The following is a 14,481-nucleotide window of genomic DNA, read 5'->3' as shown; positions in this document are numbered from 1 at the left end:
CGGGGCGCCCGCCACGGCCGAGAACGATCCGCTCGCCGAAGGCATGGCGCTGCACCGCGCGGGCCGACTCGAGGCCGCGGAGCGCTGCTACCGCCGTCTTCGGCGTCGCGATGCCGGTTATGGTGAGGCCCTGCGTCTGCGCGCCGTGCTCGCCCATCAGCAGCGACGACCGGAAGACGCCATCGCACTGCTGCGACGCGCGGCCGAACAGCAGCCCCGCAATCCGGTGGTGCATCACACGCTGGCGGAGCTGCTGCGCGCGGTCGGGCGCGATGCCGAGGCCGTTCCGGCCTATCGACGCGCCCGGGCGCTGGATCCGCAGCGTCATGCCACCGGCATCGATCTCGCGGACACCCTGGCCGCGGTGGGCGAATCCGACGAGGCGCTCGCGGTCTATCGCGCGGTGGCCGAGGCCGTGCCCGGTCATGACGACGCCCACGAACGCATCGCGATGCTCTGTCACGAGCGCGGCGAGCCCGGCGTGGCGCGCGCCGAGCTCGAGCGCTGGCGGGCGGCGGCCGGCCCGGCCGCGGCCACCCGACGGCGTCTGGCCGCGGCGTACGCCGCCATCGGCGCCTACGCGGAGGCCGCGGCGATCCATCGTGCGCAGATCGCCGCGGCGCCCGAGGACGCCGCCGCCTGTGCCGCGCTCGGCGGCGTGCTCCAGAGCCAGGGCGAGTTCGAGGAATCGCGCCGCTGGTTAGAGCGCGCCCTCGATATCGAGCCCGGGCTGGGCTGGGTCTATGCCGCGCTGGTCGCCGACCGCGGCTACCGGATGCCCGCCGAGCGCGAGGCCGCGCTCGCCGCGCGGGTCGAGGCCGAGGACACCGAGCCGACCGCGCGCATGCACATGCGCTTCGCCCTCGGTCAGCTGCACGACCGGCGACGCGAGCATGCGCAGGCGTTCGACCATTTCCGGGCCGGCAATCGCCTGCACGCCGCGGCCGCACCCTTCGACCCGGCCACGTTCAGCGACCGCGTCGACCGCATCATCGCCACGTGCAGCCCGACGTTCTTCGCCGAACGCGCCCACCTCGGCGATCCCAGCGAACGGCCGGTCTTCATCGTCGGCATGCCGCGCTCGGGCACCAGCCTGGTCGAGCAGATCATCGCCAGCCATCCACAGGCCCACGGCGCCGGTGAGCTGGACGATATCCGCCGCATGGTTCGGGAGCTGCCCGCTCGGCTGGGCACGCGCCGGCGCTATCCCGAATGTCTGGCCGGTCTCGACGCCGCCGGCGCGGGGGCGCTGGCCGAGCGCTATCTGGGCGCGCTCGACGCGCGCGCGCCGGCGGCGGCCCGGGTGACCGACAAGATGCCCTTCAACATGCTCTGGCTGGGGCTGATCGCGCTGCTGTTTCCGAACGCCCGCGTGATCTACTGCCGGCGCGACGCGCTGGACAACTGCCTGTCCTGCTATTTCCAGATCTTCAGCCGCGGCCTGCGGTTCGCCTACGATCTGACGCATCTCGGCCACGTGTATCGCGAGCACGAGCGGCTGATGGCGCACTGGCGGCAGGCCCTGCCGTTGACGCTGCACACCGTGGATTACGAGACCCTGGTCGCCGAGGGCGAGGCCGGTATCCGGCGGCTGATCGACTGCGCCGGCCTGCCCTGGGACGATCGCTGCCTGGATTTCCACCGCAGCGAACGCGAGGTGCGCACGGCCAGCGTCTGGCAGGTCCGCCAACCCGTATACGGCTCATCGGTGGCGCGCTGGCGCGCGTACGCGCCCTGGCTGGGGACGCTGCGCGAGGCGCTGGCGCGCTGAAGCCATCCACACCACAGGGGCAGGCACATGACCGCCGTCATCGAGGTCACCGACCGGGGGCTCTACTGTCGCGCCGGGGATTTCCACATCGATCCCTGGCGGCCGGTGCCGCGCGCGCTGATCACCCATGCGCACGCCGATCACGCCCGCAGCGGTCATGGCCGCTACTGGGCCACGGCCGCCTCGGCGCCGATTCTCTACAAGCGCCTGGGCCAGAACATCGATCTTGTGGGTGTCGATTACGGCGAAACCCTCGAGTTCGGCGCCGCGCGGGTGTCGTTTCATCCGGCCGGGCATGTGCTCGGCAGCGCCCAGATCCGGGTCGAGGCGGGCGGCGAAGTCTGGGTCGCCTCCGGCGACTACAAGCGCGACCGCGACCCGACCTGTGCGGCGTTCGAGGTCGTGCCCTGCGATACCTTCATCACCGAGGCGACCTTCGCGCTGCCCGTCTATCGCTGGGCGGATACCGCCGTGGTCGCGGCCGATATCCATGCCTGGTGGCAGGCCAATGCGGCGGCCGGCAAGACCAGCGTGCTGTTCGGCTATTCGCTCGGCAAGGCCCAGCGGCTGCTGGCCGAGCTCACCCGCTATACCGAGGCCACCGTCTATCTGCACGGCGCGCTGGTGCCGCTCACCGAAATCTATCGCGACGCCGGGGTACATATGCTGCCCACCGAGCCGGTCAGCGCCCAGGGCGCCAAGGCCGATTTCAGTGGCGCGCTGGTCATGGCGCCGCCCTCGGCCGCGGGCTCGCGCTGGATGCGCCGCTTCAAGCGCCACGAAACCGGCTTCGCCTCCGGCTGGATGCGTATCCGCGGCAACCGCCGCCGGCGCGGCTACGACCGCGGCTTCGTGCTTTCCGACCACGCCGACTGGCCGGGCCTGATCGAGACCATCGAACAGACCGGCGCGACGCGCGTGCTCGCCACCCACGGGCGTACCGACGTGCTGGTGGCCTACCTGCGCGAGCGCGGCATCGATGCCGCCCCGCTGGCCACCGAATACGCTGACAGCGCCGAGGACGAGGCCGCGGCCGACTGATCCCGCAGGCGCCTATCCGGTGCGTTATGCTGATATTTGGTAGTGCAGGAGGCATGAGGCAGCCACCATGGTTCGAGCGAGGTTCGCGACGGGATGGGTCCGGAACAACGCCGCGACGCGTTGCCGCGACGGCATCATCGATGCCCGCGTCGGCCATGTCGGCGATGCCGTGGTCGGCCGGGCCGAGACCGAGCCGGTGCGCCTGCGTCGGGCCGATCGGCTCGACGCGTTCCGGGTCCCGCACGATCCGCCCGGCCCCCATCGGCGGGGGCCGGACGTCGGTTCCCGATGTCGCTCGGCGACGTTCACCGACGACGCAGCGCCGGCCGAGGCCGTCCGCGCGGGCCTCCCGATCCGTGAGCCGCTGTCGACCGTCCATCAGGCCGAGTGCGTCGACCAGTGCTATCTCGGCCGTGTCGGCGGTGTCCGTTGCTAGTGCGTTGTTTTACCTTTGCTCGTGTCGTCAGCGAAACGAGAGGCGGTCGGATACAGGGCACGCCACGCCGCCCGGGGTGGAAACCTCGTTGCAACCACGAAACACCGCGGGTGGTCGGCACCGGTTTCGCTCACGGGGTGCCTGACTCAGGACGCCGGTGTGGCGTCGCAGCCTTGTCGATGGCTAGGCCACCGGCGGCGTGCTGTGCCTGGGTGACTCGGGCAGACTCTGCTGACACGGAATAAGCTACGCCGGGAGCGCCGATTTGGGGGGACGGGCCAGAACGCAAGTCAGCACGCCCGCGGGCACCGGTCATTCGGCCGATGCCGGCGACGGCCGCGCCCGGGACGAGCGCGAGCGGCTGCAGCTCCAGCGCATGGAGCGCTCGCTCGTTCGCGCCTGGCTGGCCGCGCCGTCGGTGCTGGCGCCGGCGGACTACGAATGTCTGCGCTACGCCTTCGGGCTCGCGCGGCTGCACGTCTTCCGACCGGCCGGTCAGCGTCGCGACGTGCGCGTCAACCCGGAGGCCGTCGCCCCGCTTCGCGGCTGGCTGCTCGGCCATCTGCACGACAGCCTGCGCGGCGGCGAGGCGGCCGAGGCCAAGCTTGCCGTCTGTCGCGAGGCTGCCGCCCAGGTCCGCGCCCGGGCGATCGAGCTGCGCCGGCGTCTGCTGGCCGATCACCGGGACGACTTCGACGCCGCCGCACTCGACCGCGAGGCCGGGCGCCGGGCGCTGGTGGTGGTCGCCGGCGGCGGCGGCGGCGCCGGCTACGTCTATGCCGGCGCCTATGCGCGGCTGATGGAGGCGGGACTGATTCCCGACTACATCGTCGGCAACTCGATCGGCGCCATACTCGGGATCTTCCGCGCCCAGCGCCGCCACGGCGACGTCAACGAGTACGTCGAGTTCGCGCGCCGGGTCAAGAACGCCGACATCTTCAGCGCCGTGCGCCGGCGCAGCGAATTCTGCATGCCGGGGCTGCTGCATCTGCATCTGCGGGCGCTGCATCAGCGCATGGCCATCGGCGATCTGCGCCGGCCGCTGCGGCTCGATGAAATGGAGATTCCGCTGGATCTGGTGGTCGCCGGCATCCGCCGCCGGCCCTACGAGCGCCTGCCCTCGGACATCCGCTCGCCGGAGACCGGCATGGCCCGCTGGTTGCCGATGTGGCTGCAGGTCGCCGCCCGCTTCACCCGGCTGCTGCAGTTCTTCAACGCCGACATGGTCGAGCCCATCGTGCTCGGCCGCGACAGCGATACCCGTCAGGTGCACGCCGTGGATGCGGCCGGCTTCTCGGCGGCCGTGCCCAGCATCCTGCAGTACGAGCCGGGCCCCGGCGCCGGCGTGACCCGCGAGATCTTCGCCGAGCTCATGGCGCGGCACGAACTGGCCGCCATCGTCGACGGCGGTGTCGCCGACAACGTGCCGGCGCGCACCGCCTGGCGCGGTGTGGCGGCCGGGCGAGCGGGCACCCGCAACGCCTATTATCTGGCGTTCGACTGTTTCTTCCCGCGAATGGATCCCAAGAACCTCTGGCTGTGGCCGATCATGCAGACCGTACAGATGCAGATGCGGGTCAACCGCGTCTATGCCGACACCATGGTGCGTTTCCAGGAGACGCTCTCGCCGCTCAATATCGTGCCCGGGGGCGACGCGCTCGATCTGTCCGTGGGCTGGGGCTATCAGGAGATGGATCGCCATCTACCGGAAGTGCGTGAAATGCTGCGCCCCGTCTCGCTCGACCGGGCGGCGCCGGCCGCGCGCGCCTCGTGACCATACGCGACGAGGCCCCGAGCCCGGGCGACATCGCAGACGGCCGGCGGACGCCGCGCGAGCGGCTCTACCTGCTGTGGGATTTCTCGATCATCGCGCTGGTCTCGGCCAATCTCGCGCTGATCCTGTTCGATGCCCTGTTCGCCGTGGGCCCGTTCGCCGGGCTGTTCGAGGCGGTCTGGCCGGCCGGCCACCAGTGGTACAAGAGCGCGGTCCGCGAGAACTTCGTCACCATCGACCTGGTCTTCGTCGCCATCTTCGTGACCGATGTGCTTGCCGGCTGGGCGCTGGCGATCGCTGAGAAACGCCATTACCGTTGGTATTTCTATCCGTTCGTGCGCTGGTACGACGTGCTCGGCTGCATTCCGGTGGCCGGCTTCCGCATGCTGCGCGTGCTGCGCGTGATCTCGATCGTCGTGCGGCTGCAGCGCCTGGGCGTCATCGACGTCCGTAACTGGGCCGTCTACAAGCACGCGATGATCTACTACGACATCGTGGTCGAAGAGATCTCCGACCGCGTGGTGATCAAGGTGCTCTCCGGCGCGCAGGAGGAGCTTCAGCACGGCGGCAACGAACTCTCGCGCAAGGTCGTGCGCGATGTCGTCCAGCCGCGCCGGCAGCGGCTGGTGCAGTCCGCCAGCACGCATCTGGAGGAGGCGATCGTCAGCGCCTATCAGGCCAACCGAGAGCAGCTGCAGGCCTATGTCGCCGCGGTGGTCAATCGCGGTGTGGAGCAGAACCCGGCGCTGAAGAATCTCGAGCGGGTGCCGATGCTGGGCAGTTTCGTCAGCCAGGCGCTGGACCAGACGATCACCGACACGGTGAACAACGTGCTCGATGAGGCCGTGGCCGGGCTGTCCTCGGAGGATTTCGACGCGCTGGTGCAGAACGTCACCGACAGCGTGATCTCGCGGCTCGTCGACGAGGACATCGCCGAGACCTCCGAGCTGCGCGACGCGATCGTGGAAGTGCTGGATCTGGTCAAGGAACAGGTCGCCGTGCAGCGCTGGCGCGAGCACTTCGAGTAATCTCGGGGGACAACGTCACCGGATGAGAGCCGCCATGCACCACCCTCGCCATCGATCCCGCCGTGCGGTCGCGGCGACCTGCTGCATGCTTCTGGCCCTCGTGCTGGCCGGCTGCGATTGGAGCGAGGAGCTGGGGCTGAGCGGCGACGATGCGGACGAAGCCGACGGCACGCCGCCGGTGGCCGAGACCCGCGTGCCCGGCCTTCGTCTCGTGGCCTCGGAGCGGAGTTTCGACAACAGCTACGATGCGCTGGTCGACGCGATTTCAATCCGGACCACTGTCGGCATCATCGCCGTCGATCATCGCGCGAATGCGGCCGGCGTGACGGGCAGCCTGCGGCCCACCCGCGTGCTCATCTACGATCCGGTCAACCGTACGGCGCCGCTGATCGCGGCCGACCCCAGGGCCGCGCTGGATCTGCCCCCGGCCATGCTCGTCTACCGTGACGGCGCGGACGAGACCGGCATCGCCTACAACAGCGCGGCCTATCTGGCCGCCCGGCACGATCTGGACGATGCCGAGGACGGCGCGCTCGAGGGGTTGGCGGACGAACAGCAGGCGATCGCGGAAGAGGCGGCCGCCGCCGATGTCGAAGACCCCGATTCCGCGGCCGGCATCGGCGAGAGCGAAGGCATCGAACAGCGCGAGAGTGAAGCCGGTTTCGCGGCCACCGTGAATGCGCTCACCGCCGCGATCAACGACGACGCCGATCTCGGGCTGATCGATCGTGTCGATCTGCAGGCGCGGGCCAACAGCACCGGGCGTGCGCTGGACCCGGCCTTCCTGTTCTTCGTCTCCGCGCCCGAGGACGCGACCGCGCTGCTGCGCGGGGCCCAGACCGCCGGCATCGATCTGCCGCTGCGCCTGCTCGTCACCCAGGCCGAGGACGGCACCGTCGCCATCCACTGGAACGATCCCGCCTTCATCGCCGAGCGCCACGGCATCACCGATCGCGACGACAGCGTGGCCGATCTCGCCGAGCGCCTGGAGGCGTTGGCCGACACCGCCGCGGACGCCACGACCGCAGGCGCCGCCGGCAGCGAGCCGCTCTAGCGCCCGTCAATACGGCATGCGGGCCCGCCCCGTCGCTAGGCGCTTCCGGAAAATGGACCCTGGGCGGCAAGACAACGTCGTGCGCGCCGCACAGTCACTTTCCCGCCCGCGTGCAACGGCGCTGCCTGCCGAACCTTGCCAATTCATGGGGCGTTTGGACCCTCGGGTTGGGCTGCCCGTGAAATTATTAACCCGGCGCCAAAACAGCTGAATCATCAGCTGTTTTCAACGCGCTTAAAAATAGAGGCCGGCGCAATTTTGTTCTCTACTTTCAAGCGCTTCGCGGCCTATGGCCGCTGCGAGCACGCTAGCGCATGCTTGCTCTATCAACCCGGCATGAACTTATTTTCGTGCCGGGTTGATAACCATGGGTGCCCGGCAGCGTTGCACGTGTTGATCATGGTGCGCTGCGATCGGCAACTCGCGCCTTGTGGAACACGAGGTGCGGTCTCCAACGCGGCGTTCGCATGGCGTGTTGAAGGCCTCCGTCCGTATTCCCGTGAGCGGCGCTGCGGATCGCTCGGGGGCTCACCAGCGCGCGCGGTAGCCGCGGGCGTCGATGTGCACGAACGGCCCGTGGTGGGCATTGGCCGGGTAGGCGCTCAGGCCGCCGATCAGCTCGGGATGGGCCGCGTTCACGGTTTCCACGAGATCCGCCAGCCAGGCCGCATCGCGGGTATCGACGGTGCCGTCGCCGTTGAGGTCGTCCATGCGGTCGTCGCCGTCGGCGTCCACGTAGATGTCGGCGGCGCCGCCGAACAGATGTCGGCTGTAGCGGGTGGTGTTGCCGATGTCGGCGTTGTACCAGGGCGTGCGGTAGCCGCTCATCACGGTGATGGTGTCGAGGGGAAAGCCGGCCTCGGCGAGTGCGCCGTGCAGGCGTTCGAGCTTGTCCAGCAGTCGCGGCTGCACCAGCACGTACTTCGGCCAGTGCTCCGGCTGCTGATGGCAGAGAAACTGGTCAAGCCGGAAATGCGGCGACAGGCGGGTATCGCGGTTGGCGGGCGTCACCCGGATCAGCCCCGCCGGCGGCGCCGTGTCGGGCCGCCCGGCCTGGGGTTGCGGTTCGTAGCGGCCGATGCGAAAGCCGTCCAGCGTGCGTCGCGCGTGATCCACCGGCGTCTTGACGAAGACGTTGAGGCGTACCTCCGCGGTGCCGCCCTCCGCGTGCACCACCAGCGGGTAGAGGCCGGGCCGCTCGGGGGCGCGCCAGCGCCAGGCGCGGCTGCCGGGCACGCCGGTGATGCGACCGCGGCCGCCGGTCTGCAGCACGGCCGCCTGGCCGGCGGCCAGGCCCGTCGCCCGGATGGGCAGCGTCCGGCCGGGCATGACGAAGGCGGCGAGGACATCGCCGCCTTCGCGCTGGTCGCCGGCGTGCACGGTGAAGCGCGAGGGCGGCGCGTCCCGGGCCTCGGCCGCGGGCGCGATCGCCGCGCCCGCGACGAGCGCGAGCACCAGGCACAGTGTCCGCACCCGATGCATCGGCCGGCCTAGGCCGCCTCGGCGGCCTGGTCGGACGACGGCACAGTCGTCGCGGCCTGACGCAGGGCCTCGTCAACGCGGCGGTCGTGTTCGTAGAGATCGGGCCGGAACTGGACGCCCTCGTCGGTGACGAAGGCGGTCCAGTACATCAGATAGACCGGGATCGACTCGGCCAGATCCACGCGTTTGCGCGAGCCCTCGTGCAGGGCGTCGTCGATGCGCCCGGCGTCCCAGTCCGGCCGGCCGTCCAGCACAAAGGCGGCGAGATCGTCCGGCCGGGCGACGCGCACGCAGCCGTGGCTGAAGGCGCGCTCGGTACGGGAGAACAGACGTTCGGCCGGGCTGTCGTGGAGATAAACCGCGTATTCGTTCGGAAACATGAACTTGACGAGGCCGAGCGCGTTCCGCGCGCCGGCACGCTGGCGGATGAACAGTTCGCCGGCCTCGACCTGTGTGAGGCGTTCCTTACTGGGCTCCAATGGGGTCGCGTTCGGCCCGAAGGCGCGCACGATCTCGTAGCGGTTGGCCTCGAGATAGCCCGGCTCGGCCCGGGCCTCCGGCACGATCTCCTCGGCCGCGATGCCACGCGGCACGTTCCAGTAGGGCCGGAAGATCACGTACTGCATCCGGTCCGAGAACACGGGCGTCGCGCGGTCGTTGTAGGTCTCGCCGACCACCACCTTCATCGTGAGCGCGGGACGGCCGTCCTCGAAGGCGCGCAGCCGGTATTCGGGAATGTTGACCATGATGTAGCGTTCGCCGAGATCGCCCGGCAGCCAGCGCCAGCGCTCCAGGTTGATCTCGATGTCGCGGACCCGCCGCGTCGCCGGCACGTTGAGCGCGGCGAGCGTCTGTTCGCCTACGCGGCCGTCCACGGCCAGGCCGTGGCGGCGCTGGAAACGCTCGACCGCCGCGGCCAGGGCGTCGTCATAGCGCGGTGCGCGCGTTTCCGCTTCGGTGGCGGTGTCGGTCGATGCGGCCGTTGGCGAGTCGTCGTCGGGCGCCGGTGCTGTGTTGTCGCCGGACGGCAGATCCCCCGTCAGGCGCAGGCGTTCGCGCAGCGTGTTCACGCGGGCGTCGCGTACGCCGGGCTCCAGCAGCGGCCCCTCGGGCAGGGTGGGCCAGCCGCCGTCGTCGGCGATGGCGCGATAGTCGGCGAGCGCCTTGACCAGGCGCGTATAGCCGTCGTGCGGCGGGCGCAGTTCGGACAGCGCGGCATCCACATTGCCGTTCACGGCGGCGTGCTCGAGCGCGCCGACGTAGTCGGCCGGCGGCAGATCCTCGTACCAGCGGGGCCGCAGGTCGCCGGTTTCGACCCGGCCTTCGTGCAGGTCGGCGGCGTACTGCACGAACACGCGGCTGAGGGCGATGTCGAGTGCCGCGCGGTCGGCCGCGCTCAGGGTCTCGGGATCGGTGCGGGCCGCCTCCGCGCGCCGCGCCAGGGCATCGGCGCGGTAGTCGGCGGCGATCAGGCCCTGCCGATCCGCGCGCGCGACAGCCGCCAGCAGAGCCTCGACCGCCTCTCGCGGGCGACCCTCGGCGTCGAGCCAGGCGGGCGCGTGATCGTGCGCGGCGTAGTAGTCCGCCAGCGCCGCGTCAACGGTGGCCTCCGATAGCGCGCGCGTGCGCTCGCGGATCGCCCGCGCGGTGGCCGCGCCGGCCTGCGGCCCGGCGGCCTCGGAGGCCGTGTCGCGGGAATCCGTCCGGTCCCGGGCCGTGCGTTCGGCGTCGGTGCGTTCGGGTGCGCCGCCGCAGGCTGCGGTCATGAGAATGAGTCCGGCCATCAGGCCGTTGCGTGCCGGTTTCACGTGATGTGTCGTTGTTCTGAGGGTCCCCGGCCGCGGATGCTATCGCAGCCGGGTCCCCGGCGACAGCGTTTCAGCTCCGGGCGTTCTCGATCTCGACCATCGGTCGGATGCGCCGCAGCCGTTCCAGCGGATCGTCGGTGGCCAGCAGGTCGTGCTTGGTGGCGGCGTCGAAGGGCAGCAGTTCGGTGAGCCGGGCGGACAGCCAGCTGGCCGAGTCGTAGTCGCTGCCCTGCTTGTCGTAGGGCAGGCCGACTTCCTCGATGAGCGCCGCGGCGATCTGCTTGAGTGCCGTGAACTCGATCGGGCAGGCGGCATCGGCGGACTCGTCGATGAACGCGATCTCGCCCCACCACAGGCCGTCCTCCGCCTGGCGCGAGGCGGTCAGCTCGAAGCGGCGGCGGCCTTCGACCGTGATGCCCAGCTGGCCGTCGTCCAGGCGGTCGAAATCGACGATGTCGACCCGCGTGCCCACGGCGTGCGGCGCGCTGAATGCGCCCTCGGCGGCCGGCTGCGCGGCGCACACGCCGAACCCCGTGCCCGTCTTCATGCACCGGGCGACCATGTCCAGATAACGCGGTTCGAAGATGCGCAGCGACATGATGCCGCCGGGAAAGACCACGGTGGACAGGGGAAACAGGGGATATTCGGAATGATCCATAACGGTGCCGATCGGCTCGGTGACCTCATTGCATCTTGTGTCGTATCGCCAGAGCGGGCCTCGGGGCGAAAAGCGGCCACCTGCAGCGTTCTGCCGCTCGACCCCGGGCCGGCGAACGGCGCGCCGCGCATCCGACCGCTGCTTGCTTCGCCGAGGGCACGAGAACCACGTGAAACAGGATGATGGCGATGCGTGGCCCCGGCGACGGCGTCTGCCGTCGCCGGGGACTCTCCGGCCATTCTACGTGCTGGGGCGTTGTCGCGTTGCGGACCGTGACAGGGGCGCGGGCAGCGGCTAGGCTCACCGGCCATGGGCGAGGACATCGACAAGCGCGACCCGGCGGTCCGCGAGACCATCGCCGGGCGTTTCAACCGCATGATTCCGCACAACCAGGCGATCGGCCTGCAGGTGGCGGATGTCGCCGGCGAGCGCATTCGCACCACGCTGGCCTACCGGGCGGAGTTTCTCGGCGATCCGGAGGCCGGGCTATGGCACACCGCGATCGGCACCACCGCGGCCGATTCGACCTGCGGGCTGGCCGTGTTCCTGGCCATCCCGGGGCTGGAGTCGGTGGCCACCATCGATCTGCGCATGGACTATCTGCGGCCCGCGGTCGCCGGCCGGGCGCTGGAGATCGAGGCCCGCTGCTATCACGTCACCCAGTGCGTGGCCTTTGCCGAGGCCACGCTGCACCAGGGCGATCGCGAGCGCCCGACCGCCCGCTGCACCGCCGCGTTCATGCGCACCGGCCGCTCGGTGCTGGCATGAGTGCCCGCGGCGAGCGCGTCCGGGCGGCGGTCGCCGCCGCCGACTACGCGCGCCTGATCGCGGCCATTCCCTATGCCGGCTACCTCGGCATCGGCGTGGAGCACGACGGCGAGTCCCGCCGCTATCGCATGCCCTATCGCGATGAACTCATCGGCAACGCCCGCAAGCCGGCGCTGCACGGCGGCACCGTCGCCGGCTTCCTGGAACTGGCGATGCAGCTGGACGTGCTCATCGCCGAGGCCCAGCCGCGGCTGCCCTACGCGATCGATTTCGCGATCGACTACTGGCGCTCGGCCGGCCCGCACGACTGCATCGCCGACTGCCGGCTGATCCGCTCCGGGCGTCGTCTGGCGCAGGTGCAGGCCGAATGCTGGCAGCAGTCGCGGGATACGCCGGTGGCCTTCGCCCGGGCCGATTTCCTGCTGCGGGCGTTCGACGATGACGATACGACGCCCGTACCCGGCGACTGAACGCGGTGCCCGCGCTCGCGATCGCCGCGATCGATTAGAATCGTGGTTTTTGCCGGTTTCGGCGGGGGTACGCCATGCCCAGCGAGGGTCATCATCTGGTCCAGGATCTGCTCGATCAGCTCGACCTGGAAGCGCTCGAACAACGCCTGTTCCGCGGCAGCTCGCGGGATCTCGGCGGCAAGAGCGTGTTCGGCGGCCAGGTCGCCGGCCAGGCCATGGTCGCGGCCACGCGCACCGTCGACCCGGCCTTTCTCGCGCACTCCATGCACGGCTATTTCCTGCGTCCGGGCGACATGGGCGCGGCCATCGTCTACGAGGTGGACAACATCCGCGACGGCCGCAGCTTCGCCACCCGGCGGGTGCAGGCGATCCAGCACGGCCGGCCGATCTTTTCCATGCTCGCCTCATTTCATGTCGAGGAGTCCGGCTACACCCACCAGATGAGCATGCCCGACGTGGCCGACCCCGAGGATCTGGCCAGCCACGACGAACTGCGCCACGCCTGGGTGGATGCGCTCGACCGGGTGCCGGAGTCGCTGCGGGAGGCGGTCGGGCGCGAGGTCGCCATCGATATGCGCCCGGTGCGGCCCTGGAACATGCTGGACCCGGACAAGCGCGAGGCCGAGCAGCACGTCTGGCTGCGCGCCAAGGCGCCCCTGCCCGACGATCAGGCCCTGCACCGTGCGGTGCTGACCTACGCCAGCGACTTCAACCTGCTGGCCACGTCGCTGTTCCCGCACGGCGTCTCCTTCTTCAGCCCGGGCATGCAGATGGCCAGCATCGACCACGCGCTGTGGTTCCATCGCGAATTCGCGGTCGACGACTGGCTGCTCTATTCCATGGACAGCCCCGGCGCCCAGGACGCGCGTGGCCTGGCCCGCGGCCTGATCTTCAACCGCGCCGGCGAGCTCGTGGCCTCGGTCGTGCAGGAAGGGCTGATCCGCCAGCGCGAGCAGCCGCGCTGAGCCCGCGAGCGATGGTCGTCATGTCACCGTCATCCGGGCCCGCCAGACTCGAGAGTCAGGGTTGCGCCTCGATCGAGGGCCGAGATGGCCGCATTCCGCCGCGACCGCCGGCGCATCGACCGGTTCGTGCGGGTCGTCTGTGCCGCGCTGATCGGCCCGGCCGCGGCGCCCGCGGCCATGGGCGGCCCGCCGGACGAGCGCGTCGATGAACGGGCTTCGGATCACGCCGACCGCGCCCTCCGGCCGCGTGGCCGTGATCACGCCCGGCGCCAGGCACGAGGCCACGACATGAGCCGGGAGCGGATCGTGATCGCCCACCGCGGCGCCTCGGGCTATCTGCCCGAGCACACGCTGCCCGCCTACGCCATGGCCTACGCGCTCGGCGCCGACTATATCGAGCCGGACGTGGTGATGACCGCCGACGCGCAGCTCATCTGCCTGCACGACATCCATCTGGAATCCACCACCGACGTCGAACGGGTCTTCCCGGATCGCGCCCGCGACGACGGCCGCTGGTACGCCGCCGACTTCACCCTCGCCGAGATCCGCCAGCTCAGCGCGACCGAGCGCACCGGCGCCGACGGCTCGCGCGTGTTTCCCGGGCGCTTTTCCGCCGACGCCCGCGGTTTCCAGGTGCCCACCCTCGCGGCTCTCATCGAGATGGTGGCCGCGCTCAATCGCCAGACCGGGCGTGCGGTCGGCATCTATCCCGAGACCAAGGCCCCGGTCTTTCACGACGACGAGCAGCTGCCGCTGGAGGCCGCGCTGCTCGAGATGCTGGCCGACCACGGCTACACCGGCCGCGACGCCCGCGTCTATATCCAGAGCTTCGGGTTCGACAACCTGCGCGAGATGCGCCACGCGTTGGGCTCGGATCTGCCCATGATCCAGCTCATCGGCGACGGCGAGGCCTACGACGCCATGGTCACGCCCGACGGCCTTGACGCGATCGCGACCTACGCCGACGGCATCGGCCCGGACAAGACCCGCATCGCCGCCACCGACGGCGCGCTCGTCACGCTCGCCCACGAGCGCGGGCTGAAGGTGCACCCTTACACGTTCCGCGCCGACCAGCTGCCGGCCGGCGACGCGCGGCTCGAGGACGAGTTGCGCCGTTATTACTTCGAGTACGGCGTCGACGGCCTGTTCACCGACTTCGCCGATATCGCGGTCGAGGTCCTGCGTCCCGACGATCGCCCGCGGCTGTATCCGCGCGACTAGCGTTC

The 14,481-nt window shown here is 70.4% G+C and carries 13 protein-coding genes; 10 read left to right on the top strand and 3 right to left on the bottom strand.

Features of this window, described 5'->3' with window-relative positions; genetic code table 11:
• The 6 genes from SAHL_RS11455 to SAHL_RS11430 form a co-directional block, all read left to right on the top strand.
• On the top strand, window positions 1-1,771 hold a 1,771-nt coding region (locus SAHL_RS11455; RefSeq protein WP_148045558.1), incomplete at its 5' end, for a tetratricopeptide repeat-containing sulfotransferase family protein.
• Window positions 1,772-1,798: 27 nt separating this feature from the next.
• On the top strand, window positions 1,799-2,812 hold the full coding sequence (locus tag SAHL_RS11450) for a ligase-associated DNA damage response exonuclease (RefSeq protein ID WP_123591549.1): 1,014 nt from the start codon (window positions 1,799-1,801) through the stop codon (window positions 2,810-2,812).
• 67 nt (window positions 2,813-2,879) lie between these two features.
• Window positions 2,880-3,248, top strand: a complete 369-nt coding sequence (locus tag SAHL_RS11445) for a hypothetical protein (RefSeq protein ID WP_123591548.1) — start codon at window positions 2,880-2,882, stop codon at window positions 3,246-3,248.
• 265 nt (window positions 3,249-3,513) lie between these two features.
• Window positions 3,514-5,022: a patatin-like phospholipase family protein gene (locus tag SAHL_RS11440; RefSeq protein ID WP_245968502.1), complete on the top strand. Its 1,509-nt coding sequence runs from the start codon at window positions 3,514-3,516 to the stop codon at window positions 5,020-5,022.
• Complete coding sequence (locus SAHL_RS11435; protein WP_123591547.1) at window positions 5,019-6,050, top strand: ion transporter; 1,032 nt, start codon at window positions 5,019-5,021, stop codon at window positions 6,048-6,050. The genes SAHL_RS11440 and SAHL_RS11435 overlap by 4 nt, the downstream gene beginning before the upstream one ends.
• A gap of 85 nt (window positions 6,051-6,135) precedes the next feature.
• Window positions 6,136-7,104: a DUF302 domain-containing protein gene (locus tag SAHL_RS11430; RefSeq protein WP_184947644.1), complete on the top strand. Its 969-nt coding sequence runs from the start codon at window positions 6,136-6,138 to the stop codon at window positions 7,102-7,104.
• Window positions 7,105-7,632: 528 nt separating this feature from the next.
• Here SAHL_RS11430 and SAHL_RS11425 read toward each other — a convergent pair.
• The 3 genes from SAHL_RS11425 to SAHL_RS11415 all read right to left on the bottom strand — a co-directional run bounded on the left by SAHL_RS11425 (window position 7,633) and on the right by SAHL_RS11415 (window position 11,052).
• Window positions 7,633-8,586, bottom strand: a complete 954-nt coding sequence (locus tag SAHL_RS11425) for a D-Ala-D-Ala carboxypeptidase family metallohydrolase (RefSeq protein WP_123591545.1) — start codon at window positions 8,584-8,586, stop codon at window positions 7,633-7,635.
• A gap of 8 nt (window positions 8,587-8,594) precedes the next feature.
• Window positions 8,595-10,394, bottom strand: a complete 1,800-nt coding sequence (locus tag SAHL_RS11420) for a L,D-transpeptidase family protein (RefSeq protein ID WP_245968501.1) — start codon at window positions 10,392-10,394, stop codon at window positions 8,595-8,597.
• Window positions 10,395-10,464: 70 nt separating this feature from the next.
• A complete protein-coding gene (locus SAHL_RS11415; protein WP_123591544.1) occupies window positions 10,465-11,052 on the bottom strand; it encodes an LON peptidase substrate-binding domain-containing protein in 588 nt (195 codons plus the stop codon).
• Window positions 11,053-11,361: 309 nt separating this feature from the next.
• On the opposite strand from SAHL_RS11415, the gene SAHL_RS11410 reads away from it, so the two are divergent.
• The 4 genes from SAHL_RS11410 to glpQ all read left to right on the top strand — a co-directional run bounded on the left by SAHL_RS11410 (window position 11,362) and on the right by glpQ (window position 14,476).
• Window positions 11,362-11,820 carry a PaaI family thioesterase gene (locus tag SAHL_RS11410; RefSeq protein ID WP_123591543.1) on the top strand — a complete coding sequence of 153 codons (459 nt, stop codon included), beginning with the start codon at window positions 11,362-11,364 and terminating at the stop codon, window positions 11,818-11,820.
• Window positions 11,817-12,290: a PaaI family thioesterase gene (locus tag SAHL_RS11405; protein WP_123591542.1), complete on the top strand. Its 474-nt coding sequence runs from the start codon at window positions 11,817-11,819 to the stop codon at window positions 12,288-12,290. The genes SAHL_RS11410 and SAHL_RS11405 overlap by 4 nt, the downstream gene beginning before the upstream one ends.
• 74 nt (window positions 12,291-12,364) lie before the next feature.
• Window positions 12,365-13,255, top strand: a complete 891-nt coding sequence (gene tesB, locus SAHL_RS11400) for an acyl-CoA thioesterase II (RefSeq protein WP_123591541.1) — start codon at window positions 12,365-12,367, stop codon at window positions 13,253-13,255.
• 84 nt (window positions 13,256-13,339) lie between these two features.
• Complete coding sequence (glpQ, locus tag SAHL_RS11395) at window positions 13,340-14,476, top strand: glycerophosphodiester phosphodiesterase (RefSeq protein ID WP_245968500.1); 1,137 nt, start codon at window positions 13,340-13,342, stop codon at window positions 14,474-14,476.
• Window positions 14,477-14,481: the final 5 nt, after the last annotated feature.

The sequence above is a fragment of the Salinisphaera orenii subsp. halophila YIM 95161 genome, from assembly GCF_003732545.1.
Classification (GTDB): domain Bacteria; phylum Pseudomonadota; class Gammaproteobacteria; order Nevskiales; family Salinisphaeraceae; genus Salinisphaera; species Salinisphaera orenii_A.
This window is presented reverse-complemented; position numbering and strand designations above follow the sequence as displayed.

Excerpts from the sequence above, each read along its gene's own strand:
- SAHL_RS11415 (WP_123591544.1), bottom strand. The coding sequence starts at position 11,052 with ATGGATCATTCCGAATATCCCCTGTTTCCCCTGTCCACCGTGGTCTTT.
- SAHL_RS11445 (WP_123591548.1), top strand. The coding sequence starts at position 2,880 with ATGGTTCGAGCGAGGTTCGCGACGGGATGGGTCCGGAACAACGCCGCG.
- SAHL_RS11410 (WP_123591543.1), top strand. The coding sequence starts at position 11,362 with ATGGGCGAGGACATCGACAAGCGCGACCCGGCGGTCCGCGAGACCATC.
- tesB (WP_123591541.1), top strand. The coding sequence starts at position 12,365 with ATGCCCAGCGAGGGTCATCATCTGGTCCAGGATCTGCTCGATCAGCTC.
- glpQ (WP_245968500.1), top strand. The coding sequence starts at position 13,340 with ATGGCCGCATTCCGCCGCGACCGCCGGCGCATCGACCGGTTCGTGCGG.
- SAHL_RS11450 (WP_123591549.1), top strand. The coding sequence starts at position 1,799 with ATGACCGCCGTCATCGAGGTCACCGACCGGGGGCTCTACTGTCGCGCC.
- SAHL_RS11405 (WP_123591542.1), top strand. The coding sequence starts at position 11,817 with ATGAGTGCCCGCGGCGAGCGCGTCCGGGCGGCGGTCGCCGCCGCCGAC.
- SAHL_RS11430 (WP_184947644.1), top strand. The coding sequence starts at position 6,136 with ATGCTTCTGGCCCTCGTGCTGGCCGGCTGCGATTGGAGCGAGGAGCTG.
- SAHL_RS11425 (WP_123591545.1), bottom strand. The coding sequence starts at position 8,586 with ATGCATCGGGTGCGGACACTGTGCCTGGTGCTCGCGCTCGTCGCGGGC.